Source organism: Xanthomonas sp. SHU 199, from assembly GCF_000364665.1.
Lineage (GTDB): Bacteria > Pseudomonadota > Gammaproteobacteria > Xanthomonadales > Xanthomonadaceae > Xanthomonas_A > Xanthomonas_A sontii.
In genome coordinates, this window is record NZ_AQOI01000009.1 from 1 (window position 1) to 23,713 (window position 23,713).

Consider the following 23,713-nt stretch of genomic DNA (forward strand, 5'->3'; position numbering starts at 1 on the left):
GCTGAGCGTCGCAGCCTGCGGCGGCGGCGGCGACGCCGCAAGCGCTGCGGCATCGCGCGCCCCGGATACCGATGCACGCGCGCCGCAGGCGCTGTCTTCGCCACGTCACCGTCCGCGCCTTATGATGCCGCGATGATGTCCTCCGTCCTGCGTTCCACGCTCGTCTGCGCCACCCTGCTGCTCGGTGCCTGCGCCTCCACCCCCTCCACGTCGCCGCACGCGGCCGCCGCACCCAGCGCCGCCGCACCGGCGAGGCTGCCCACGCCGGTGCTGCTGATCTCGATCGACGGCCTGCGCGCGGACATGCTCGATCGCGGCATCACCCCGAACCTGAGCCGCATGGTCCACGACGGCGTGCGCGCGCAGTGGATGACGCCCTCCTATCCGTCGCTGACCTTCCCCAACCACTACACCATCGCCACCGGGCTGCGCCCGGACCATCACGGCATCGTCCACAACAGCATGCAGGACCCGCTGCTGGGCACGTTCCAGCTCAGCGATCGCGCCGCGGTCAGCGATGGCCGCTGGTGGGGCGGCGAGCCGATCTGGATCGGCGTCGAGAAGGCCGGCCTGCACGCGGCGACCTGGGCCTGGCCGGGCAGCGAGGCGGCCATCCAGGGCGTGCGCCCCAGCCGCCGCCAGGCCTTCGACGCGGACATGCCGCCGGACGCGCGGGTCGACCAGGTGCTGGGCTGGCTCGACGATCCCAGCGCACCGCGTCCGCAGCTGTTGACCCTGTACTTCGAACAGGTGGACGAAGCCGGCCACGAGCATGGCCCGGAGTCGCGGGAATACGCGCAGGCCGTCACCAGGATCGATGCGGCGATCGGACATCTGCTCGACGGCTTGGCGCAGCGCGGCGAACTGGGCCGGATCAACCTGGTGCTGGTCTCCGACCACGGCATGGCCGCGGTACCGCCCAAGCAGGTGCTGGCGGTCGAGGAGATGGTCCCGCCGCAACAGGTCACGGTGATCAGCTACGGGCAGTCGGTGGGCATCGTTCCGCGCCCGGGCCAGGAGGCCGCGGCCGAGGCGCGCCTGCTCGGCGCGCATCCGCAGTACGACTGCTGGCGCAAGGGCGAACTGCCGGCGCGCTGGCACTACGGCAGCAATCCGCGCATCCCGCCGATCGTGTGCCAGATGCACGAGGGCTGGGATGCGCTGCCGCGTGCGCGCATCGCCGAGAAGCCGCGCAGCCTGCGCGGCTCCCACGGCTACGACCCGGCACTGCCGTCGATGCGCGCGGTGTTCGTCGCCCGTGGCCCGGCGTTCCGCCAGGGCGTCACCCTGGCGCCGATCGACAACGTCGACGTCTACCCGCTGCTGACCCGCCTGCTCGGCATTCCCGCCGCCCCCAACGACGGCGATCCGCAGGCGCTGCTGGCGGCGCTGCGCTAGGGGGGCCACCACTCCCCGAGCATGCCGCGCCGCGCTTGCGCGTGCCTGTGGCAAGCGTCCACGCCCGCGCGATGACGCGGCCACGGGCGCGCGCAAGCGCGGCCCTTCGGGTTGGGTCTGGCAGGCCGCGCGGCATACTCGGGAATGGGTGACACGCCCTGAGCGCCACGACAACGGTCGCGGCGCGGCGACGCCCGCCCATGGCAACGCGTGCGACAATGGCGGCATGCATTCGCCCGACTCCGCGCAACCGCCGCGCCTGCGCCATCGTCTGCGCCCGCTGATCTCGCAGGAGAGCTGGAAGCAGCGCGCCGTGCTGTGGGGCGGCGCGGTGGCGGTGGCCCTGGTCTCCATCGTCTTCGCCAAGGCCAGCGACGCCGCCTTCCACGTGTTCCAGCGCATCACCGCGCATTCGCCATGGTGGGCGCTGCTGCTGACCCCGAGCGTGTTCGCCCTGCTGGCCTGGCTGACCAACGGCGCGCTGCGCCCCACCCGCGGCAGCGGCATCCCGCAGGTGATCGCCGCGCTGGAACGTCCCGACGACGGCTTCCGCCAGGCCAATCTGTCGCTGCGCGTGTCCGCGGGCAAGCTGATGCTGACCACCATGGCCCTGTTCGGCGGCGCCTCGATCGGCCGCGAAGGTCCCACCGTGCACGTCGGCGCCAGCCTGATGTACGTGTTCGGGCGCTGGTTCGGCTTTCGCGATGCGCGCCAGGCCAGCCATTTCCTGCTGGCCGGCGGCGCCGCCGGCATCGCCGCGGCGTTCAACACACCGCTGGCCGGCGTGGTGTTCGCCATCGAGGAACTGAGCGGACGCTTCGAGCACCACTTCTCCGGCACCTTGCTGACCGCGGTGATCGTCGGCGGCGTGATTTCGCTGGGCCTGCTCGGCGACTACACCTACTTCGGCCGGGTCGCCACCGCCGGCCTGCCGCTGGGCAAGGCGTGGCTGGCGATCCTGCTGTGCGGCGTGGTCGCCGGCCTGCTCGGCGGCGCCTTCGCGCGCATGGTGCTACTCACCGTCGCCGGCAAGCCGCGCTGGCTGGGCGAGCTGCGCCGGCGCCAGCCGGTGCTGCTGGCCGCGCTGTGCGGCCTGGCGCTGGTGCTGCTGGGCCTGATCTTCGGCAACGGCGCGTTCGGCACCGGCTACGAACAGGCGCGCAGCCTGGTGCAGGGACACGCCAGCGTCGGCCACGAGTTCGGCCTGATGAAACTGCTGGCGAACCTGGTGTCCTACGTGGCCGGCATCCCCGGCGGCCTGTTCTCGCCGGCCCTGGCGGTCGGCGCCGGGCTCGGCCACAACCTGGCCGTGCTGATGCCGGGCGTGGACCCGCGCATCTTCGTGCTGCTGGGCATGTGCGCCTATCTCACCGGCGTCACCCAGGCGCCGCTGACCTCGGCGGTGATCTCGCTGGAACTCACCGACAGCAGCGACATGCTGCTGCCGATCCTGGCGACGGTGCTGATCGCCCGCGGCGCTTCGGCGCTGGTCTGCCGCACGCCGATCTACCGCGGCCTGGCCGAACTGTTGCTGGTGGCGCCACCGCCGGCGCCCACGCCGCCCGCGGAAGAGGAAACGCCGACCTCGCTGGTGGCCGACCTGGCCGGCAGCGACCACGACGACCGCGACGACGGCCCCAGCGCGCCGCGTCCGCACTGAGCGGCGGCTCGCCCCGAGCGGCCGCGTGTCCTGAGCGACGAACGAACGACCGGGGAGTGCGCTTCCCGCTCCACCCTCCTCGCTGCAGGGCCATCTCTCTCCGCCTCACGGCGACCCTCCAGGCATGGACGCCAGGCATAAAAAAACGCGGCGCAAGCGCCGCGTTCTTCGTCGCAACCGGTGGCTGGCTCAGCCGGCCTTGGCGACCGTCTTCTTGGCCACGGCCTTCTTCACCGCCGGCGCCTTGACCACCGACTTCTTCGCGGCCGGCGATGCAGCGCCCACGGCCACCTTGCTCACGCTGTGCGAGCGCGAATTGCCGTAGCTGGCGTTGTAGCGCTTGCCCTTGGCGGTCTTGCGGTCACCCTTACCCATGCTCATCGACTCCTGAATGTGTTTGCGAAAACCCCCGCGAGATGCACGGGGTTTGGCGAGGCCAACGCGGTCAGCGCCCTCGCGCAAGGGCGGCAAGCCTACCACGTGCGCTCAATGGGCGCAGCTTGCGTCGTGCACGTGGCCGTGGTTCAAGCGCAGGTTGAGCAGGTGCGCCAGGCCGACCAGGGTGCCGCCGAAGGTCATGATCGCCGCGTGCGGCGCCACCGCATGATGCAGCGCCGGCACCAGCAGCCCGGCCCATAGCGCCAGCAAGCCGAGGATGAGCAATCCCAGCGCCTGCCACACGCGGTGCCGGCGATACCCGAGCACCAGACTGAACAGGCCCAGGCAAGTCACGAACAGGACCAGGGTGCGCTCCACGCCCTCGCCCAGCCACATCGCCAGACCCAGCGACGGCAGCACCGCCAGCGCCAGCGGCAACACCGCGCAATGCACCGCGCACAGCAGCGAACCGGTGGCGCCGAGGCGGTCGAGCGCGGCGCGCAGATCGAACGATGAGGACATGACGGTCGGCACGGGTTGAAAGTGTTACGGAATAATATAACATTCGGCCGCCGGCGACCAGCGCGTCCCGTGCCCCCTCCCCGACCGTCCACCGCCGCTGTGCGGTGCCGGCAGCGCGCACGTCGCCCCCGACTGTCCCTCCTAATGGAATGCCCATGCCCTCTCCCCGTCCCGTCCTGCTCCGCCGTTCCGCCCTGTCCCTGGCCCTGCTTGGCCTGCTGAGCCCGTCGCTGGCCCTGGCCGCCGACCCGACCACCGCGACGACCGCGACCGACGCCACGCCGCCGGCCAGCGACAGCCGCCACGGCGCAGGCCACAGGCAGGACCGGCACGTGAAGGACATGGACCAGGTGGTGGTCACCGCCAGCCCGCTGCGCGATGCTGCCGGTGCGCTGAGCCAGCCGGTGGACGTGCTGGCCGGCGAGCGCCTGGACGAGAACCGCGGCGCCAGCATCGGCGAGACCGTGGCCAGCCTGCCGGGCGTGCAGAGCTCCAACTTCGGCCCCGGCGTGGGCCGGCCGATCATCCGCGGCCTCGACGGCCCGCGCGTGGCGGTGCTCAACGACGGCCTGTCCTCGCAGGACGTGTCCACGGTCAGCCAGGATCATTCGCCTGCCGTTGAGCCGTTCCTGGCCGACCAGATCGAAGTACTGAAGGGTCCGTCCACCCTGCTGTACGGCTCCGGCGCCATCGGCGGCGTGGTCAACGTGGTCGACGGGCGCATCGCCGAGACTCCGGTCGACGGCGTGCACGGTCGTGCCGAAGCGCGCTGGGAAGGCGGCGACAAGAGCGGCAACACCGACATGTTCCGCGTCGATGCCGGCAACGGCAGTGGCCTGTCGATCCATGCCGACGGCGTGTACCGCAACCTGAAGGACTACGACACGCCGCAGGGCCCGCAGCTCAACTCGTTCGTCAAGTCCAAGGTCGGTTCGATCGGCAGTTCGCTGGCCGGCGACTGGGGCTTCGTCGGCGTGTCGATCTCGCGCTTCCGCGACAACTACGGCAACCCCGGCGAGCCCGGCGATCCGGCCGCCGGCGAGCGCGGCGTGTCGCTACAACTGCACCAGGACCGTTTCGAGCTCAAGGGTGCGCTGAACGACCCGTGGGGCGACGGCAGCGCACTGCGCTACAGCTTCGGCCATACCGCCTACACCCATACCGAGTTCGAAGGCGCGGAAGTGGGCACCAAGTTCGACAAGCGCGCCAACGAAGGCCGCGTCGAGGCCTCCTTCGGCCTGGGCGGCGGCTGGCAGACCGCGGTCGGCGTGCAGGGCAGCGACTCGACCTTCCAGGCCACCGGCGAAGAAGCCTTCGTGCCGAAGACCGACACCCGCGCCGTCGGCGTGTTCGCGCTCGCGCGCAACAGCTGGGACCGCGTGCAGGCCGAGGTCGGCGCGCGCGTGGACAGGACCAAGTACGAGACCGACACCGGCGTGGACCGCGATTTCACTCCGAAGAGCCTGTCGCTGAGCGGCGGCTTCCGCTTCAACGAGCAGTGGCGTCTGACCGCCAACCTCGACCACGCCGAGCGCGCCCCGGCCGAAGAAGAACTGTTCGCCAACGGTCCGCACATCGCCACCCTCGCCTACGAGATCGGCAACCCCGACCTGAAGACCGAGAAGGCCAACCAGGCCGAACTGGGCCTGATCTTCAAGAACGACTGGGTCGACGCCAAGGTGGCCGGCTACTACAACCGCTACGACGACTTCATCTACATCGTCGACACTGGCGGCCAGTGGTTCCACGAGGAGGACAACGATTTCCTGCCGATCCGCCAGTGGACCCAGGCCGATGCGGTGTTCCATGGTTTCGAGGGCGAGGCCACCTTCCACCTGGCCGACAACGACAGCGGCGCCTGGGACTTGCGCGTGTTCGGCGACACCGTGCGCGCACGCCTGAAGGACGGCGGCAACCTGCCGCGCATCGCGCCGGCGCGCTACGGCGCGCAGCTGCGCTGGGACGTGAGCAACTGGCGCGCCGCGCTGGGCGCGACCCGCTACCAGAAGCAGGACAAGGTGGCGGTCAACGAGACCCCGACCGCCGGCTACACCCTGGTCGATGCGCATCTGGCCTATCACGTCGATGCCGGCAGCACCGCCTGGGAAGTGTTCCTGGACGGCAACAACCTGACCAACCAGGATGCGCGCGTGCATACCTCGTTCCTCAAGGACGACGTCATGCTGCCCGGCCGCAGCGCCTCGTTCGGCGTGCGCCTGTTCTTCTGATCGGGCAGCTTCGCTGCAGCGTGACGAGGCCGCCTTCGGGCGGCCTCTTTTTTTGGCCAATCGCCCTGAGGCGCACTTACCCTCTCCGGCCAAGGCAACTTTGTCTAGGGCTCGGAAGGAAATGAGAGCCGGCTCAAGAATTGAGTTCGGCCAGCAAAAGGAGTGTCGTCTCCTGCCGTGGCCCACCATATTGGCAAAGACAACCAAGGGTATTCATTGATCGAAACGGTTCCGTTAGAAACGGCAGAACACGCCCCACAATACGGTCAAGCTCTGCAATCTTCCAAGGATCTTGGCTGGGAGGCACAAGCTGATGAAGGTAGTTATTTCGCATCGTGTTCGCCTCAAACATCACCGAGACGAATTCCTTAAATTCCGCACCTCGCAAATCAGGCTCTGTTTCGGCCAAAACTATTTTACTTATCAATTCAAGGTTCTTCCGTTGCCCCTGCTTTTGGACCTTATCTTCAGCGATGGGATCAATCGCGACGACAAAGGCAAGATAACGCTCAACCACAACTTCAAAGGCTGCGTTCGCGAGAACCAAAGCCTCCATTGCGAACCCCGATTGGAAAAGCCGCTGAACCCGCGAAGAAACAAATTGAAGATCGACGACTTTACGACGCTGCTCATTGGACACGATTGCCAACGCCGCCCCTCCTTCCCAACGCCCTTGCACCTTAAACGAATTATCACCTTGGTGCTTAAATTGCGAAAGTCTTATCGAGCCGTCGCCATGTCGCGCAAAGGTGAGATGGGCGCGTAACAGCGCATCCTCCATCACATGTCCAGGAACGTTACCTCCATATTCGAGCGCGAACGCTTGAAGCGCGACATTGGCTGTGTCGGCCAAGGCGTAAGTCAGGTAACTAGGAGCCATTTGGATCAGCCAATCGATTGATGGCCCCCTTGATTTACTTCTACCTGAGCGCGTCAAATGCTGCTCTAACTGGTCATTTACAAAGGGTGCAATCCGCTCGTCGATGCGCGCAAGTTCACTTCTAAAAATCTTTAATAAATGCGCTACAGAAATCTCGACTTCGATCATGGCTGCATTGAGGTATTTTAGCAAAACCGGATGCTCGGGCGGCTCAGCTCCCAACGCTTCGCAGACCAAGGGAAATACATCACCCGCTTCGGCCGGCAGGTTTTGAAGCCTTACTTGCAAAGCCACTGGATCACTGTCAGGATTGGCCCGATACTCAAATAATCTCTCTAGCCGACCTACTAGATGCTGCCAACCTCGATCTAGAACGACGCAAAAAATAAGGCTATTGATCTTCGACATACTCTCGTCGATTCCTCTCGGCTCCTCGACCTGACAAATTCCAGATTCGATCGCAGAGCGAAGTAGTTGAAACAAATGGTTCTGAAAGTTGTGAGGAATAAAGCCACACTCACAGTCATATCCGGTAAGGCGTCCTTCGGAAGAATAGACCTTTCTGGCCCACGTGATACGAGGCTCTAGCTCTTCGCAGAGTTTTTTTGCAATCCTTTCACGCAAAGCCCGAAAATGCTGGTTGCCTTCGTCGCAAGGAATCCAGCAATTATTGGCATGATAAGAGACATGCAATCCGCGCCAATTATAGACTTTGGTCGCGATAAACACATTCGAACATTCCATATCCAACTTTGTTTGAGACATGCGCGTTCACCCCCTTTTTTCTTGTGAGTTCGATCAAGGACGGCGCACACCGGACCCTGCTGTCACGGCAGCTTTCCGGCTTCGTCCATCCATAATGCAGCAAGTCCGCACTCGCCCCGAATCAGATAGTGTCGCGACTGAAGCCAATATCTTCTGTTAGCGAAAAGCGGTCAAATGCGAGCTTTCCCAAATAAATAAAATTCTTTTTGGGACGACAGCCAGGTCACGCAAATCAAGGCTTTCCGGAAAAATTCACCATGTTTCAATTGGACAACGGAGCGGTAGTTTGCCGCGTCATTTCGCCCTCGACTGAACCGCATCCGGATACGACTTCTTTTTCTCTTCCACACGCCCCCTGCAATCCTTGTTTTCCCACGGAAAGCTTCGCCGTCAGGCTCAGAATTCTCCCGCATGCGAGCCATCACACACGTGGCTGCCCCGCTAGCCGGTGGGATCAGCATACAGCGACAACGGAACAGTGCCATCGGAGCCCACTAACAGCAGACTTCAGTCGTCGATCGCCGTTCTCACGCCGCCTTTCTCAGACAGGCCAGAACGGTCTTTGTTTGCATAACCCCACCGTATCTCAGCACCTATCGGATTTCCTTGGGCAAGTGCGCCCTCATGGCGTGGCTAATGCGGCGCGCTGCGCGAGAACACGTTGATCACCACCACGCCGGCGACGATCAGCGCCATGCCGACGATCGCCGGCGGGTCCAGCGCCTGGTCGAACCGCCACCACGCCAGCAGCGAGATCAACACGATGCCGATGCCCGACCAGAGCGCATAGGCCACGCCGACCGGCACGCTGCGCAGGGTCAGCGACAGCAGATAGAAGGCGATGCCATAGCCGCACAGCGCCAGCAGCGTCGGCCACAGCCGGGTGAAGCCCTCGCTGGCCTTCAGCGCCGAGGTCGCGACCACCTCGGCGAGGATGGCCACCAGCAGGAACAGCCAGTTCTTCATTGCAGGACACTCCTGGACGCGCAGCGCGCCACGATAGCAAGCGGCGCGTGGCAACGATGGCGACGGCCCTTGCCCCGGATGCACGCTGCGCAGGAGCGGCGCGTTGTGCCCTTCTGGAAATCGACCGCGATCGGCGTTCCGGGATCGTCTCTGGCACCGCTGCGTCCCTCCTGCGACGCCACGCATGGCCACACGCATGACCAATCGAAGCGACGCCGCCCTGCGCAGCGCACGCCATAGGTTGCGGTGCGATGGCGATCTGCCTGGGCAACCCGTCACGCAAACGCGGCCTGTACCGCGCTGCACAACGGTCCGATCGCCCGACGGCGTTACAAAGGGCGCCGCGCGTCGCCCCTGCTTCGCGCCGTACCGGCCGATGCGACGCGGCCGCGCGCTGCACGCGCGTGCCGCATCCCGGCCGATCGTTCCGAATGAAGAAAGGAGAGATTCTTCATGCATCTTGCGCCGCTTCGTCATCTGCTGCCCCTGTCCATCGCCGCCGTCCTGCTCGCGCCCCCCGCGCTGGCGCAGACCGCCGACGCCCCCGCCGCGCCGGCAACGCAACCCGACGCCACCACCCTGGATACCGTGGTCGTCAGCGGCACTGCGCGCTTCAGCGGCCTGCGCAAGCGCGACGCCAGCTTCTCGATCACCACCGCCACACCCGAACAGATCCAGCAGGCGGTGCCGCAGAGCAGCGCCGACCTGCTGAAGATCGTGCCGGGCGTGTGGGCCGAGCCCAGCGGCGGTGGCACCGGCGCCAACATCTTCGTGCGCGGCATGCCCTCCGAAGGCGATGCGCCGTTCGTCACTTTCCAGCTCGATGGCGCGCCGCTGTTCCCGCCGCCGACCCTGTCGTTCCTGGAAAACTCCACGCTGTTCCGCACCGACGACACCATCGAACGCATGGAAGTGCTGCGCGGCGGTTCCAGCCCGATCTTCTCCAACGGCCAGGCCGGCATCACCGTCAACTTCATCCAGAAGAAAGGCCAGGACGAGCCGGAAGGCAGCGTACGCCTCACCGGCGGCAGCGATGCCCTGCGCCGCATCGATCTGTTCGACAGCGGGCCGATGGGCAACGGCTGGTACTACAGCGTCGGCGGCTTCTTCCGCGAGACCGACGGCGTGCGCGACCCGCAGTTCCCCGCCGACAAGGGCGGCCAGTTCAGCGCCACCCTGAGCAAGCGCTGGGACAGCGGCGAGCTGTCGTTCTATGCGCGCCATACCGACGACAACAACGCCTTCTACACCGCGATCCCGCTGCTGTCGCGCAACAACGGCAGCGACGTGTCCAGCTTTCCCGGCCTCGACGCGCAGCACGGCACGCTGCTGAGCAACGACTTCCGCAACGTCACCCTGCCGGTCGGCCCCAACGGCCAGACCATCCGGCGCGATCTGGGCGACGGCCGCGGCGTCAACATCGACGTGTTCGGCGGCGAACTGAACTGGGAGGTGGGCGACTGGACCGTCGCCGACCGCTTCAACGTGATGGGCGGCACCGCGCCGACCTACGCGCTGTTCACCGGCAACGCGCCGCAGCGGCTGGGCGACTTCATCGCCGGCTACGGCAGCACCGGCAGCGCGCGCTATACCAATGGCGGCGGCGCGGTCGATCCGAACCAACAAGTGCTGGAGGCCGGCTGGTGGTCGGTGGACAAGCGCCTGAACTCCTTCACCAACGATCTGCGCCTGAGCCGCACGCTGTTCGCCGGCAACACGCTCACCGTGGGCAGCTACTACGCCAGGTACACCTCCAACGACACCTGGTACCTCGGCAATACCATGCTGCTGACCGCGCAGAACCATGCGCGGCGCATCGACGTGACCCTGGACGACGGCCGCCAGCCGACGCGCGACGGCTTCACCAGCACCGCCTTCCTGGCGCTGCGCGCGCATTACGAGGGCGAGAACGCCGCGGTGTTCGTCGCCGACGAATGGGAACTGGACGAGCGCCTGCGCCTGGACCTGGGCGTGCGCTACGAACGCCAGCACGTCACCGGCACCGTGCACGACACCGCCACCGTGGACCTGGACGGCAATCCGGCCACGCTCTACGACAATGCCACCTCGATCTCGCTGCCGAGCGCGCGGCGCATCGACCAGGACGACAATGCGCTGTCGTGGACCGCCGGCCTGAACGTCAAGCTCGACGCGCACAACAGCGTGTTCGCGCGGGTCAATTCCGGGGTCAAGTTTCCCGGCTTCGACAATCTGCGCGACGGCCAGACCAAGGTGCAGGACATCCGGCAGTACGAACTGGGATTGAAGTCGGGTGCGGCCAACTACGATCTGTACCTGACCGCGTTCTACAACACCTTCAAGAATTCGCCGTTCCAGGCCTTCCTGGCCAACGGCAGCAACTTCACCACGGTCGGCGATTCGCGCGCCTACGGCCTGGAGGTGGAAGGCGCGATCCGCCCATTCGGCGGCTTCGAACTGGCCGGGACGGGGGTGTGGCTGGACGCGAAGTACCGCAATTACCGCGAATACACCGGCAACCAGGTCATGCGCCAGCCCAAGCGGCAGTTCCGGCTGACGCCGAGCTACTACTGGATGTTGCCGTTCGGCGACCTGCGCGTGTTCGCGACCTATTCCTACATCGGCGAACGCTACGCCGACCTGGCCAACAGCCAGCGCCTGCCGTCCTACGACATGCTCGACGTCGGTGCCAGCCTGCACAGCGGCGAGCACTGGGAGTTCACCGTCAGCGGCAGCAACGTGACCGACACCCTGGGCCTGACCGAAGGCAATGTCCGCGTGCCCGGCGCGGCCACCGGCGGCGTGTTCATGGGCCGCCCGATCGCCGGCCGCCAGTATCAGGCGTCGGTGGCGTATCGCTGGTAGCGCCTGCCGCATCGCAGACGCACGCGACGCCATCGCTGCCCTGGCGTCGCGTGGCGCCGACCATGACAGGCGCAATCGCGCGCCTGTCGTGGCGGCGACGGTATCTACGGGAGCGCATGCACGCGCATGCCGAGCCAGTACGGCCACCCGTCCGTATCACTGCCTCGACACCCTCCCTTCGCGTTCTCTTCGCAGTCCCTTCGCGGTCCCGCCGCGATGCTCGCGCTCGGGTGCCGATGCGTGCCCGCACGTCGGCGTCGCGATGGCGCTGCTACCCAGGTCGACTCGCTCCCTGCTGCGCCCCGGCGCGTGCGGTGGCGGTCCCCCAGGCAGGAGAGACCGATGCAGCATGAGCCCCACCGTACCGATGACGCGTCCGGCGCCGCCGACAGCGCGCGCGACACCCCATTGAGCGAGGACGAAGCCGCCCTGGCGCGCCGGCTCGGCATCAACGGCCTCTCGCGCCGCGAATTCCTCGCCCTGCTCTCGGCCGCCGGCCTCAGCAGCGCGGGCGGACAGATCCTCTTCAGCGAGGCCGCATTTGCCGCGCCGGCCGCCAAGGCCGCGCCACCGCAGAACGCCTTGCCCGTGGTCCTGGAGGTCAACGGTCAGCGCCATGACCTGCAGCTGGATCCACGGACCACGTTGCTGGATGCGCTGCGCGAACACCTGGCACTGACCGGCACCAAGAAGGGCTGCGACCATGGCCAGTGCGGTGCCTGCACGGTGATCGTCGACGGCGAGCGACGCCTCTCCTGCCTGACCCTGGCGGCACAGGCAGAAGACACCCAGATCACCACCATCGAGGGCCTGGCCGACGGCGAGCGACTGCATCCGATGCAGGCCGCGTTCGTGCAGCACGATGGGTTCCAGTGCGGCTACTGCACGCCTGGGCAGATCTGCTCGGCGGTGGCCTTGTTGAACGAGATCAAGCGAGGCGATGCCAGCCACGTCAGCGCCGACGTCAGCCGGCCGGTCACCGAACTCAGCGACGCCGAGGTGCGCGAGCGCATGAGCGGCAACATCTGCCGCTGCGGCGCCTACCCGAAGATCGTCGCCGCCATCCAGGACGTGCACAGCGGCGGCGCGCCGCGGCCGCTGACCTGGCGCTATGTCGACCAGTCCGAACTGACCGCCCTGAAGATGGCGAAGGAGGTGGCCGATGACGCCGTTTAAGTACCAGCGCGCGACCTCGGCGGAGGACGCGGTGCGCCGTGTCGCCGCCAACTCGAACGCGCGCTTCCTCGGCGGCGGCACCAACCTGCTCGACCTGATGAAGGAAGGGGTGACCGGTGCCGACGAGATCGTCGACCTGACCCGGCTCAAGGGCCTGGCCGAGATCGCCGAAACCGCCGACGGCGGCCTGCGCCTTGGCGCGCTCGCCAACAACACGCAGACCGCCAACCATCCGCTGGTGCGTCAACGCTATCCGTTGCTGAGCCAGGCGATCCTGGCCGGGGCCACGATGCAACTGCGCAACATGGCCAGCAACGGCGGCAACCTGCTGCAGCGCACGCGCTGCGGCTACTTCTACGACACCGCCCTGCCCTGCAACAAGCGCGAACCCGGCAGCGGTTGCGGCGCGCGCGAGGGGCTCAACCGCACCCACGCGATCTTCGGCCACAGCGCGCATTGCGTGGCGGTGCATCCGTCGGACATGTGCGTGGCGCTGGCCGCGCTGGACGCGACGGTGCAGGTGCGTACGCCGGCCGGCACCCAGCGCGAGATTCCGTTCGCCGAATTCCACCTGCTGCCCGAGGCGCGCGCCGATGTCGACAACCAGCTCGCGCACGGCGAACTGATCGAGTCGATCACCCTGCCGGCGCAGAGCTTCGCCGCGCACAGCCACTATCTGAAGGTGCGCGACCGGGCCAGCTACGCGTTCGCACTGATCTCGGTGGCCGCGGCACTGGCACTGGAACCGGACGGGCGCATCCGCGAGGCGCGCATCGCCATGGGCGGGGTGGCGCACAAACCCTGGCGCGCACGCGCCGCCGAACGTGCGCTGGTCGGGCAGCATGTCGGCGAGACCGCTTTCACCGCCGCCGCGCAGGCCGAGATGGCCGCGGCGCGGCCGCTGGCGCACAACGCCTACAAGATCCCGATGGGCACGCACGCGATGGTCCGCGCCCTGCACCGCGCCAGCGGCAGCGACGCCGCGTGAGCGGCCAACCGGAGAACCGGCAATGAACTACATCGGCAAGGAAATGCGCCGCGTCGACGGCTACGCCAAGGTCACCGGCAAGGCGCGCTATGCGGCGGAGTTCCAGATCCCGCATCTGGTCCACGGCTACATCCTCACCAGCACCATCGCCAAGGGCCGCATCGTGCGCATCGACACCCGCGCCGCCGAAGCCGCGCCGGGCGTGATCAAGGTGCTGACCCATCTCAATGCGATCAAGCCGGTCTCCGACGCGGTCAAGAAGAAAGGCGAGGATCTGTCGTTCCGTGCCCTGGTCGACGACCGCATCCATTTCAACGCGCAGCCGATCGCCGTGGTGGTGGCCGCCACCTTCGAGCAGGCGCGGCATGCGTCGCGGCTGATCCAGGTGGAGTACGCCACCGAAGCCGCGCACACCGATTTCGACGCGCTGCTCGACCAGGCGCACGATCCGACCCCAGAAGACTCGCCGAAGCCGCGCGGCAACCCGGCCGCCGCGTTCGCCGCCGCGCCGGTGAAGCTCGAGGCCGCGTACACGATGCCGGTCGAGCATCACAACCCGATGGAGCCGCACGGCGGCATCGGCTACTGGATCGGCGACACCCTGACCGTGGTCAACAAGAGCCAGAACGTCTACCAGGACCGCGAACAGCTGGCCGGCTACTTCGGCATTCCGGTGGACAAGGTCAATGTGGTCTCGCTGTTCGTCGGCGGCGCGTTCGGCTCCTGCCTGCGACCCAACTACTACACCTTTCTGCTCGGCGCGGTGTCCAAGGCGGTCGGCCTGCCGGTGAAGATCGTCTACACCCGGCGGCAGATGTTCAGCGGCCATGGCTACCGCCCCTATTACCGCGTGGAACTGGGGCTGGGCGCCGACGCCGCCGGCACGCTGCAGGCGATCCGCTACCGGCACGTGCTCAACACCTCGCGCATCGAGGCGTTCAACGAGGCCTTCTTCCGCAACGCGCGCTCGCTGTACGCCTGCCCGAACGTGGAGGATCGATTCGAGGTGGTGGAGACCGACCTGCCGACGCCGCAGGCGATGCGCGCGCCCGGCACCATCAGCCAGATGTTCGGCCTCGAATGCGCGATGGACGAACTGGCCTATGCGCTGAAGATGGACCCGCTGGAACTGCGCCTGACCAACTATGCCGAGACCGACCCGGAGAGCGGCAAGCCGTTCTCGAGCAAGGCGCTGCGCGAATGCTACGCGCTCGCCGCCGAGACCTTCGGCTGGAGCAAGCGCACGCCCGAGCCGCGCTCCATGCGCGACGGCCGCCTGCTGGTCGGCTGGGGCATGGCCACCGGCACCTGGGCGTCGATGCAGATGCCGGCGCTGGCTCGGGTGGTGCTGAAGGCCGACGGCAGCGCCCGCGTCGGCAGTGCCACCTCCGACATCGGCCCCGGCACCTACACGGTGATGACCCTGATCGCCGCCGAGTATCTGGGCATCGACGCCAAGCGCGTGCAGTTCGAACTGGGCGACACGCGCCTGCCGAAGGCGCCGGCGCAGGGCGGCTCGTGGACCACCGCCAGCGTCGGCAGCGCAATCCACGGCGCGGCGCGCGAGATCCGCGGCAAGCTGCTGGAGCTGGCCAGGCAGGATGGGCAGGCGGCATTCAGCGGGCTGGATATGGATGCGGTGGAACTGGTCGATGGCCAGCTGCGTCCGACCGGCAAGCCCGAGGCCGGCCTGGAGGTCGCCAAGCTGATGCGCCAGCACGGCCTGCAGGAACTGGAGGTGGTGCACGAATCCAAGCCCTCGGCCGAGCGCAAGCAGTACGCCACCGCCGCACACGGCGCGCAGTTCATCGAGGTCAAGGTCGATCCGGACACCGGCATGGTGCAGGTGACGCGGGTCATCGAAGCCACCGCCTGCGGCAAGATCATGAATCCGCTGACCTCGCACAGCCAGGAAATCGGTGGCGTGGTGATGGGCATCGGCATGGCGCTCAGCGAAGGCACCGAGATCGACCATCGCTACGGGCGCATGCTCAACGCCTCGCTGGCCGACTATCACGTGCCGGTCAACGCCGACGTGCACGAGATCCAGACCATGTTCGTCGAAGAGGACGACACCATCGTCAATCCGCTCGGGGTCAAGGGCATGGGCGAACTGGGCATGGTCGGCATTCCCGCGGCCATCGCCAACGCCGTGTTCCACGCCACCGGCAAGCGCATCCGCGACCTGCCGATCACCCCGGACAAGTTGATCGGCTGAGCACGAGCGCCGCTTGCTGCGCCGTTCGCCCTATCCCTCGTGGGAGCGGCTTCAGCCGCGACAGACGTTACCCATAGCGCCTGTCGCGGCTGAAGCCGCTCCTGCGACATCGCTTCCGTAGTCATCAGAGGTGGCATTCCGTTGCAAAGAGCAAAGTAGGACGCCATCCAACGTCGACCGTTGTCTGACGGAAGCCTTCGCTGCATCTATCGCATCCCGCAGCAAGTCCTGCAGGAACCATCGCTACGTCGCGCCCTGCGGCGGCCGCTACGGATCCAGCCACCCTTTCGCCACCGCCGCCTGTACATCCTCCGGCGTGTCCAGGTCCAGCGCCAACGCCGGCGCGACGATGCAACCGAGGCTATCCGGTGCCAGCGTCGCGAACAGCGTGCGCAAGCCCTGGTCGCCGCCCAATGGCAGCGCGCGCCAGCGCTGCTGCGCCACCACCGCGGGCATGCCACGCACGCCGGCGTAGGCGCTCACCGCGCAACCGGACGCCGCCCGTGAGGCCGCCGCCAGCAGATCCTGCAGATGCGCCGCGGCCAACGCCGGCTGGTCGCAACCGAGCACCAGGCTGTGGGTGATCGCGGCATCGTCGCCTACCGCCGCACGCAGGCAGTCAAGGCTGCCGCCCATGCCGGTGGACCAGTCCGGATTGCGCACGCATTCCACCGGCAACCCCTCCAGCAGCGGGTGCAGCGCCTCGGCCTGCGCACCCAGCACCACCACGCAGCGCGCCGGCGCCGTGGACAGCGCCAGGCGCACGACCTTGCGCAGCAGCGGCTCGCCGTCGCGGGTCAGCGTCTGCTTGGGACGGCCGAGGCGGCGGCTGCCGCCCGCGGCCAGGATCAGCGCCGCGTGCGCCTGCGCCATCACCTGGCACCTTCGGCCAGCAATCGCGGCGCTGCCGTCAGCGCATCGCGGTGCGATCGCCGCGGCCTGTCGCTCGCCTGCGCGACCGCACTCAGCCGCGGCGGCTTCGCCCGGCTGGCCTGCAACTGCGCGGCGATGCTCAGCGCGATCGCTTCCGCGCCATTGCCTCCCAGGCGCAGCCCAATCGGCGAATGCAGGCGCGGCGACAGCTGCGCGCATTGCGTCGGGCTCAGCAAACGGAACAGGTCCTCGCGCCGCCGCACCGGCCCCAGCAGGCCGAGGAACGGGATCGCGCTGCCGGCCAGCGCGTCCAGCGCTTCGCGATCCAGTTCGAAATTGTGGTGCATCACCAGTGCCGCATCGCTGCCGTCACAGTCGGCCAGTGCGCGGGTCGGCGTGCATGCCAGGGCGCGGTCGGCCAGCGCCGCCAACGCAGACCAGCGCGGCCGCTGCTCGACCAGGGTGGTCATCCAGCCCAATTGACGCAGCAGCGGCAGCAACACGGTGGTTTCCGGGCCGGCACCGAAGACGCTGACCCTCGGCGGCGGCGGCACCTGCACTTCGCCGACCCGCGGCAGCGCCACAGACAGCGTGTGCCAAGGCAGGCACCACCGCAACGCCTGCTCGGCCACGCTGGCGGCGATGCGACCGTCGGCCTCCAGCGCCAGGGTCAATGCACCGCGCCCCTGCAGCCAGGCCTGGGCCAGCCGGTCGAAGCCCGGCAAGGCGAGCAGCGGCAGCAAAGCCAGGTGCAGGCGGCCCCGGCAACCGGCGGACGAACCCGACAGCAGGTCTTCGTCCTCGCGCGTATCGATCTCCATCCACACCGGCATGCCGGCGACGGCGGCCTCCGCGGCGCAGCGCGCGATCTCCGGCTCCAGGCACCCGCCGCTGAGCCAACCCTGCTGCGTACCATCGGGGCCGAACAAGGCCATCGCCCCAGCATGCGCGTAGGTGGAGCCTTCGCGGGCCATCGCCACGGCCAGGACCGCGGGCGTGCCGCGGCGGCAGGCGTCGATTGCAGCATGGAGACAGTGTCGGGCAGCGGACATGCGGCGGCACAGGCAACGTGGGAAACCCGAGCCTAAGCGGCGGCCTGTGGTCACGAGGTGACCCTGGCCGCCGTGCGTGGGCGTCGGTTCGCGGCAACAGCGGTACGTTTGGGCGGCAACCGACGTAGGCATGCGATCGTAAATGCGCGGCATCCTGCCGAAGTCCGGCGCTGCGCCGCGGATGCCCTTGGCGCGAGTTGCACCGCCGCAAGCCATATCCCTGCGGCGGCAGCACCCGGCTACAGCAGATGGAAGCGCTCGAACCTCTGCAGCGCCGCGTCGATCCTCGCCTGCAGCGCCGGTCGCCGCGGTTCCAGCCAGGTCCACTGCTGGATCAGCAGGCGGCCGGCGCGACGGTCCATCTTCAGGTCGAGTGCGGCGACGATGCGGTCGCCGACCAGCACCGGCAGCGCGAAGTAGCCCAGCACCCGCTGTTGCGCCGGCACATAGGCCTCGAAGCGATGGGTGTAGCCGAAGAACTGCTGCAACCGTTTGCGCTGGATCACCAACGGATCGAACGGCGACAGCAACTGCGCCCGCGTCGGATCCAGTGGCGGCGGTGTACTGTCCAGCAGCTCCGGCTCGGCCCACAGGGCCATGCCTTCCTGGCCCTGCAGATGCACCGGGATCAGGCGCTTGCGCGCCACTTCCGCGGCGATCAACGCTCGCACCGCCGGTTTGGCGGCGGTCTCGCCATAGCAGATCGACTCCACACCGACGATGCCCTGCGCGCGCAACGCTCGCTGCAGCAGGTAACGCGCATATTGCGCGTCGCTGGCCGGACGCGGCCGCTGCCGCCAGCCGAAATGCCGCGTGGCCAATTCGTAGGTCTTGAGCATGCCGCTGCGCTGGCTGACCACCAGGTCGCCGCTGAAGAAACCGTACTGCAACGCGGCCCGCGACGGCTTGCGGCTGCCCCAGGGGTGGGTCTTCTCGACCAGCACCTCGTCGTCGATGTCGCGGATCGACAACGGTCCCTCGTTGCGGATGCGCCGCAACAGCCGCGCATAGTCCTGCGCATCCACCGTGCCCCTGACGTCGGCCTGTGCACGTCGGCGCGCCATCTGCGCCACGTACATGCGGTAGTCGGCGACCGGCACGTAGGCCAGCGCATGCGTCCAGTACTCGAACAGCGACTTGTCCTGCGACTGCGCCTGTTCCAGATCCCGTTCGCGGTACTCGGGAATACGCGTGTACAGCACGTGGTGGTGGCTGCGCGCGATCACGTGGATGGTGTCGATCTGCACATAGCCCAGGTGCGCGGTCGCCTGCCGCACCGCTTCGGCACCGCTGCCGAACGGTGCCGGCGTGGTCAGGCGCTGCGCATGCAGCCACAGCGCGCGCGCCCGGTCGGGCGCGAGCGGGACGGAAGCGACGGGAGTGCGCATCGGAACGACCTTCCTGGCAATGCGGTAGCGCCGATCAGAATAGCAACCCCGGACGCGCAACGCGGTTCTCAGGCACTCGCTGCGGGGCTCCGCTTCGCCGTCGCTCCGATTTCCAGCGCGGCAACGCCGCACCGGAACGCGTGTAGCACACTACCGCCACACGTCACGGCGGACAGGACGTGCCCGCGTTGCGGTGATAGCAGGCATTGCCGACAGCTATTCAGCCAGGCTCAGATCAATCGGATGCCATGTCCCGCAGGCCTGCAACGTATCGCAATGTCGGCACGGAGCTCAGCCCGCGCACTTCGCGCACAGCCCGTGCACTTCCAGGGTCTGCGCCTGCGGCTGGAACCCCAGCGCCTTGGCGCGCTGCTCCAGCTGGCTGACCACGTCGCGGTCCTCCAGCTCCACCGCGCTGTGGCAGCGGTCGCAGATCAGGAACGGCACCGAATGCTGGGCACTGCTCGGATGGTGGCAGGCGACGAAGGCGTTGACCGACTCGAGCTTGTGCACGAAGCCGTTGGCCATCAGGAAATCCAGCGCGCGGTACACAGTGGGCGGCGCGTCGGCGCCCACGCCCTTGCCTTCGCGCACCCATTCCAGCAGGTCGTAGGCCTTGACCGGGCGCCCGGCCTCGGCGATCAGCCGCAGCACGTTGGCGCGGATCGGGGTCAGGCGCAGACCGCGCTCGCGGCTCACCCGCTCCACCACCTTGACGAAGTCGGCAGCGTCGTGGACGTGGTGGTGCGGCTCGGTGCAGGCGGTCTTCTTGCTGGACATGGCGGTCTCCCGGGAATCAGCTTCCCGCTGGGATCTTGATGAGCGCGGCGTCGATGCGTTTCAAGGCCTCCTCGCGACCGGCCAGGTACACGGTCTGCGAGATATCCGGGCTGACCTGGGTGCCGGTGATGGCCACGCGCAGCGGCTGCGCCACCTTGCCCATGCCGATCTCCAGGGCGGCGGCGGTATCGTGCAGCGCGGCGGCGACACCATCCAGATTCCACTGCGGCAGTGCGGCCAGCAGTTCGCGTGCCTTGCCCAGCGCCAGTTCGGCGCCCGGCTTGAAATGCTTGGCCACCGCTGCGTCGTCGTAGCGGGCCAGCGGGCGATACCAGACCTCGGCCTTCTCAGCCATTTCCTTGAGCGTCTGCACGCGCTCGCGCAGCGCCACCACCACCTCGGCCGCAGCCGGGCCGGCGGCCGGGTCGATGCCGAGCTTGCGCAACTGGAACTCCAGCTGCGGCGCGATCGTCGCCGGGTCGTCGCTCTTGAGGTAGTGCTGATTGACCCAGCCGAGCTTGGCCATGTCCAGGCGCGCGGCCTTGGAATTGACGTCCTTGACGTCGAACAGGTCGATCAGCTCCTGGCGCCCGAACAGCTCCTGGTCGCCGTGCGACCAGCCCAGCCGCGCCAGGTAGTTGATCAGCGCGTGCGGCAGGTAGCCGGCGTCCTTGTACTGCATCACGTCGGCCGCGCCGGTGCGCTTGGACAGCTTGGCGCCCTGCTCGTCGAGGATCATCGGCATGTGCGCGAACTTCGGCACAGGCGCGCCCAGCGCCTGGTAGATATTGATCTGCCGCGGGGTGTTGTTGATGTGGTCGTCGCCGCGGATCACCTCGGTGATGCCCATGTCCCAGTCGTCCACCACCACCGCGAAGTTGTAGGTGGGGTAGCCGTCGGGACGGAAGATCACCATGTCGTCCAGTTCGCTGTTGGCGATCTCGATGCGGCCCTTGATCAGGTCGTCGAACGCCACCACGCCCTCGGTCGGGTTCTTGAAGCGGATCACCCGGTTGGGATCGTCGCGGTACGGCAGGTTCAGCTCGCGCGCGGCGCCGTTGTAGCGCGGCTTTTCCTGCCGCGCCATCGCCGCTTCGCGCATGGCGTCCAGTTCCTCGCGGGTCTCGTAGGCGTAGTAGGCCTGGCCCTGCGCCAGCAACTGCTCGGCGACCTCGCGGTAGCGGTCCAGGCGCCGGGTCTGGTAGATCGGGCCTTCGTCGTAATCCAGGCCCAGCCACTCCATCGCCTCCAGGATCGCGTCGATCGCCGCCTGGGTGCTGCGCTCGCGGTCGGTGTCCTCGATCCGCAGCACGAATTCGCCGCCGCGGTGGCGCGCCTCCAGCCAGCAATACAACGCGGTGCGCGCGCCGCCGATGTGCAGATAACCGGTGGGACTGGGGGCGAAACGGGTGCGGCAGGCCATGGAACGCTCGAAACGACGGGAATCGGGCGATTTTACCCTGCCGAGCAGGCGCCTGCCGGCGCGCGGGATTCGGGATTGGGGATTCGGGATTGGTCAAGCAGCGTCTCGCCCCGGGAACAGGGCATGGCACGCCGAGGCGCGGCACGTTGCGGGAAACGCTCCTATGCGAAGCGGCTCAGTTCCGCGCGCAGCACGGCCGGTGCCAGTTGCCCGCGCCAGTCGCGGTCGTTGGCCACTTGCGCATTGGCGCGGCTGGCCTCGAACGCGGCGAAATCCAGCTCGGCGATCGCCCAGACCTGCTCGCCGCGGGTCTGCGCGACGATGCCGTCGGCCGGGAAGCCGGCGTCCATCGGCGCGTACAGCGTGGCCTCGCCGGTGTTCACGTCCAGCGCCGGGCTCCACTCGGCGACGCCGGCGGTCACCGACTGAGCGACGAAGATGCGGTTCTCCAGCGCCCGCGCCAGGCAGCCCACGCGCACGCGGGTGGCGCCGGCCTCGGTGTCAGTGCAACTGGGCACCACCAGCAGCCGCGCCCCGGCCTCGTACTGGGCACGCACCGGCAGCGGAAACTCGCTGTCGTAGCACACCGCCACGCCGGCGCGCACGCCCTCGGCCTCGAACACCTTCAGCGCCTCGCCGCCGTCGATCAGGCCGGTGGCCTTCTCGAAGCCGGTCAGTTGCAGCTTGTCCTGCCAGCCGTGGCCGCCGTCCGGGGTGAACCAGTAGGCGCGGTTGCGGTAGCGCCCCTGGCCCATGTCGAGCAGGAAGCTGCCGGCGACCACGTGCAGGCGATGGCGCCGTGCCAGGTCGGCGAACAAGGCCAGGTACGGCGCATGCAGTGCCTGGATCGCCGCCAGCGAGGCCGGCAGCCGCGCCGACACCTCGGCGCCGAAGGTCGCGGCCAGTTCCAGCGACAGGTACTCCGGCAGCACCGCCAGCTGCGCGCCGGCCTGCGCGGCCTCGCCGAGCAAGGCGGCCTGCTTGTCGGCGAAGGAGGTGAAGTCGGCGGGCGCGCCGATCGGATACTTGGCGACGGCGACTTTCATGCGGCAGGCTCCAGCGCGCGGGTCCAGAAACCCAGGGTATGCGGCGTCTCGCCGCGGTCGACCTCGTTCCACGGCAGATGCATGCGCAAGGCAGCCTGCGGCTGATAGCCGCGCTTGCGCCAGAACACGTCGTTGCCACGGTAGTCCGGCGGTCGCCGCGGGTCGTCGGGCGCCCGCTCCACCGAACAGAACGCGGTCAGGCGGAAGCGACCGAGCGCGCGCGCATGCGCCTCGCGCTCGTCGAAGAAGGCATGGCCGGCGCCGCGCCCGCGGTACTGCGGCAACAGCACCGACTCGCCGAAATAGAACACCTCGGCCGGGTCGATGCCGCTGCCGGCGAAGGCCGCGGCGAACGCCTCGGTGTCGTCGACCAGCGGCAGCCCGGTGGAGGCACCGACCACCTGCTCGCCGTCGCGCGCCAGCACGAACACGCTGTCGGGCGACGCCGCATAGGCGGCCAGGTACTCGCGTTCGTAGCCGAGGTCGCCGTCGTAGAGGTAGGGCCAGTCGCGGAACACCACGATGCGCAGCTGCGCGACCGCCTCCAGGAACGGCACGATCCCGGCGCCGCGCAGGCGCTGAATGGAGAGCGGAGAGTGCATCCGTGCACTCTACCGCAAGCGTTTCCCTGGCGCTGCCTGCCTGGCGATGCCCTTGCATGTGCCTCCTTGCCGCGTCCTTGCGCGGGCGTCCTGCCCGTCCTGTGGCGCACGCGCTTCCTTGCCCTGCTTGCGGCGCCTTGGCGTGTGCGCCCTTGCCGCCTCCCTGCGTGGGCGTCCCTGCCCGTCCTGTGACCCGTGGCGGCATCCGTGCCGCCACCGTCGGTGTTTCTGCCGTCAATGGCCGATGACCATCCGACCGATCCGCCCGCCGTGGTGGCGATCGATGCGGGTGCCCTGCCTCAGCGCCACCAGCGGCACAGCAGCGCGGCCTGTGCCGGCAGCACCAGCAAGCGCGCGCGGCCTTCCGCTTCCCAGGTCACGAACCCCGGCGCAGGCGTGTCCCCGCACCGCTCCACGTCCATCGCCCAGGCCGGATCGCGGCGCACCGCGCGCCAGGGGCAGTAGCGCCACGGCGCGGCATCGCCCGGCAAGGCCGCACGCGCCTGCAGCGCGCCGGCCAGGAACG

19 protein-coding genes are annotated in these 23,713 nt (G+C 68.0%); 7 read left to right on the forward strand and 12 right to left on the reverse strand.

Features of this window, described 5'->3' with window-relative positions; genetic code table 11:
* Positions 1–132 precede the first annotated feature (132 nt).
* Together D183_RS0100465 and D183_RS0100470 are read left to right on the forward strand one after the other, a co-directional pair.
* Positions 133–1,398 carry an alkaline phosphatase family protein gene (locus tag D183_RS0100465; RefSeq protein WP_017907250.1) on the forward strand — a complete coding sequence of 422 codons (1,266 nt, stop codon included), beginning with the start codon at positions 133–135 and terminating at the stop codon, positions 1,396–1,398.
* 226 nt (positions 1,399–1,624) lie between these two features.
* The gene (locus D183_RS0100470) at positions 1,625–3,058 is read left to right on the forward strand and encodes a chloride channel protein (RefSeq protein ID WP_017907251.1); all 1,434 of its coding nucleotides are present in this window, start codon (positions 1,625–1,627) and stop codon (positions 3,056–3,058) included.
* A 189-nt stretch (positions 3,059–3,247) separates the two neighbouring features.
* Here the strand turns inward: D183_RS0100470 and D183_RS0100475 are convergent, their stop codons facing one another.
* Together D183_RS0100475 and D183_RS0100480 are read right to left on the reverse strand one after the other, a co-directional pair.
* Positions 3,248–3,433, reverse strand: a complete 186-nt coding sequence (locus D183_RS0100475) for a 30S ribosomal protein THX (RefSeq protein ID WP_017911843.1) — start codon at positions 3,431–3,433, stop codon at positions 3,248–3,250.
* A 111-nt stretch (positions 3,434–3,544) separates the two neighbouring features.
* Positions 3,545–3,958: a MerC domain-containing protein gene (locus tag D183_RS0100480; protein ID WP_017907253.1), complete on the reverse strand. Its 414-nt coding sequence runs from the start codon at positions 3,956–3,958 to the stop codon at positions 3,545–3,547.
* A gap of 155 nt (positions 3,959–4,113) precedes the next feature.
* On the opposite strand from D183_RS0100480, the gene D183_RS0100485 reads away from it, so the two are divergent.
* Positions 4,114–6,186 carry a TonB-dependent receptor gene (locus tag D183_RS0100485; RefSeq protein WP_017907254.1) on the forward strand — a complete coding sequence of 691 codons (2,073 nt, stop codon included), beginning with the start codon at positions 4,114–4,116 and terminating at the stop codon, positions 6,184–6,186.
* A gap of 133 nt (positions 6,187–6,319) precedes the next feature.
* Here D183_RS0100485 and D183_RS27155 read toward each other — a convergent pair whose 3' ends face one another.
* Both D183_RS27155 and D183_RS0100495 read right to left on the reverse strand, forming a co-directional pair.
* The gene (locus D183_RS27155) at positions 6,320–7,795 is read right to left on the reverse strand and encodes a hypothetical protein (protein WP_157835128.1); all 1,476 of its coding nucleotides are present in this window, start codon (positions 7,793–7,795) and stop codon (positions 6,320–6,322) included.
* Positions 7,796–8,464: 669 nt separating this feature from the next.
* Entirely contained in the window at positions 8,465–8,797 is a 333-nt protein-coding gene (locus tag D183_RS0100495; RefSeq protein WP_017907256.1) for a DMT family transporter, read from the reverse strand.
* A gap of 453 nt (positions 8,798–9,250) precedes the next feature.
* Between D183_RS0100495 and D183_RS0100500 the strand changes: the two genes are divergently transcribed.
* From D183_RS0100500 to D183_RS0100515, 4 genes are all read left to right on the forward strand, one after another.
* The gene (locus D183_RS0100500) at positions 9,251–11,641 is read left to right on the forward strand and encodes a TonB-dependent receptor (RefSeq protein ID WP_017907257.1); all 2,391 of its coding nucleotides are present in this window, start codon (positions 9,251–9,253) and stop codon (positions 11,639–11,641) included.
* Between the two features lie 342 nt (positions 11,642–11,983).
* Positions 11,984–12,817, forward strand: a complete 834-nt coding sequence (locus D183_RS0100505; protein ID WP_017907258.1) for a 2Fe-2S iron-sulfur cluster-binding protein — start codon at positions 11,984–11,986, stop codon at positions 12,815–12,817.
* Positions 12,804–13,805 (forward strand): FAD binding domain-containing protein, encoded by a 1,002-nt coding sequence (locus D183_RS0100510; RefSeq protein WP_017907259.1) that lies wholly within the window; start codon positions 12,804–12,806, stop codon positions 13,803–13,805. Before D183_RS0100505 ends, D183_RS0100510 begins: the two co-directional genes overlap by 14 nt.
* Before the next feature lie 22 nt (positions 13,806–13,827).
* A complete protein-coding gene (locus D183_RS0100515; protein ID WP_017907260.1) occupies positions 13,828–16,023 on the forward strand; it encodes a xanthine dehydrogenase family protein molybdopterin-binding subunit in 2,196 nt (731 codons plus the stop codon).
* A 267-nt stretch (positions 16,024–16,290) separates the two neighbouring features.
* Here D183_RS0100515 and D183_RS0100520 read toward each other — a convergent pair whose 3' ends face one another.
* From D183_RS0100520 to D183_RS23670, 8 genes are all read right to left on the reverse strand, one after another.
* Complete coding sequence (locus D183_RS0100520; RefSeq protein WP_017907261.1) at positions 16,291–16,896, reverse strand: nucleotidyltransferase family protein; 606 nt, start codon at positions 16,894–16,896, stop codon at positions 16,291–16,293.
* Positions 16,896–17,948: an XdhC family protein gene (locus D183_RS0100525; protein ID WP_081613219.1), complete on the reverse strand. Its 1,053-nt coding sequence runs from the start codon at positions 17,946–17,948 to the stop codon at positions 16,896–16,898. The genes D183_RS0100520 and D183_RS0100525 overlap by 1 nt, the downstream gene beginning before the upstream one ends.
* Before the next feature lie 239 nt (positions 17,949–18,187).
* Entirely contained in the window at positions 18,188–19,336 is a 1,149-nt protein-coding gene (locus tag D183_RS0100530) for a winged helix-turn-helix domain-containing protein (RefSeq protein ID WP_017907263.1), read from the reverse strand.
* A 291-nt stretch (positions 19,337–19,627) separates the two neighbouring features.
* Complete coding sequence (locus D183_RS0100535) at positions 19,628–20,116, reverse strand: transcriptional repressor (protein WP_017907264.1); 489 nt, start codon at positions 20,114–20,116, stop codon at positions 19,628–19,630.
* Between the two features lie 16 nt (positions 20,117–20,132).
* Positions 20,133–21,539: a glutamate--tRNA ligase gene (gene gltX / locus D183_RS0100540; RefSeq protein WP_017907265.1), complete on the reverse strand. Its 1,407-nt coding sequence runs from the start codon at positions 21,537–21,539 to the stop codon at positions 20,133–20,135.
* A 161-nt stretch (positions 21,540–21,700) separates the two neighbouring features.
* Positions 21,701–22,585 (reverse strand): carbon-nitrogen hydrolase family protein, encoded by an 885-nt coding sequence (locus tag D183_RS0100545; protein WP_017907266.1) that lies wholly within the window; start codon positions 22,583–22,585, stop codon positions 21,701–21,703.
* On the reverse strand, positions 22,582–23,187 hold the full coding sequence (locus D183_RS0100550; protein ID WP_017907267.1) for a GNAT family N-acetyltransferase: 606 nt from the start codon (positions 23,185–23,187) through the stop codon (positions 22,582–22,584). The genes D183_RS0100545 and D183_RS0100550 overlap by 4 nt, the downstream gene beginning before the upstream one ends.
* Before the next feature lie 299 nt (positions 23,188–23,486).
* Positions 23,487–23,713: hypothetical protein (locus D183_RS23670; protein ID WP_039725742.1), on the reverse strand; the 227-nt coding region annotated here is incomplete at its 5' end.